The following is a 1,039-nucleotide window of genomic DNA, read 5'->3' as shown; positions in this document are numbered from 1 at the left end:
GTGGGTTTTGTTATTTTTTAGATTTTCTTCCTCAAACGAGCGGTTCTTTTCCACTTGTTTGAGGAAGTTGTGAGCTATGGCGATTAGCCCGAACTCGATCGTTACTTTCGTCAATCCTCTTAATGAGAATCGACGGAACGACCGATTGCCCTTGATATGACCGAACACGCTTTCTACCTCCGTTTTTCGCTTGGCGTAGATTTGCGATCCTTCGTCAGACCAAAGGCTTTGTTTTGCTTTTGCTTTCAATTCTTCATACACTGGGTTGTAATGAATTTGTCGATTTCCTTTCGCTTTTGTGCACTTCTCTTTGAACGGACAACTTGAACAGTCTTCACACTCATAAATTTTAAAATCCCTGGTATGGCCGTAAGAATCCGTTCGTTTTGAATAGTTTTTGAATGTGACTTTTCGGTTGTTTGGACAAATATAATAGTCATCGTGTTCCTTGTATTCCCAGTTACTTGCGTTGCGAATATCCTTTTTATACGAACTTGATTCTTCTCTTCTCATCATAGGAGGAGGGATCAATACTGGAAATTCTTTATCTTCGGCATACAAATAATTCGTTTCACTTCCATATCCAGCATCAGCGACAACGCGTGTTGGGAAAGGTAAAGTAGATTCTTTTAATTTCTCCAAATGTGGTATGAAACAACGTGTATCCGTCGGACGCTGATGAAGAGAATAACCTAAAATAAACTGATTTTCCGTTCCTACTTGTACATTATATCCAGCTTTCAATTGCCCGTTTTTCATATGATCTTCTTTCATTCGCATAAATGTGGCATCTTGATCTGTTTTCGAGAAGCTACTGCGATCACCAAAAACCTCATGATGTGACTCATATTTTTGTAGTCGTGGTAAATAGTTTTCTTTCAGTTTTTTATGTATTTTTCGTTTCTCTTGATACGCTTTCTTTTTTTCTTTTTTCACCTCTTTATCTTGTTCCTGTTCGAGTTCTATTGCCGCTTGTTCCACTTGCTTTTCTACTTCTCTTGCCACTTGCGCTAACTGTTCAGATGTTACTTTTTTCACG

General features: G+C 38.5%; 1 protein-coding gene. It reads right to left on the bottom strand.

Going from position 1 to position 1,039, the window contains the following annotated elements; all coding sequences use genetic code 11:
* The coding region (locus MR076_RS25880) for an IS1182 family transposase (protein WP_242225426.1) at positions 1-1,039 on the bottom strand (1,039 nt) is incomplete at both ends.

Source organism: Bacillus cereus group sp. BfR-BA-01380, from assembly GCF_022663535.1.
In the GTDB taxonomy this organism is placed as follows: Bacteria; Bacillota; Bacilli; order Bacillales; family Bacillaceae_G; genus Bacillus_A; species Bacillus_A cereus_BB.
The sequence above is the reverse complement of the archived record's forward strand: the minus strand, read 5'-3'. Positions and strand labels throughout refer to the sequence as shown.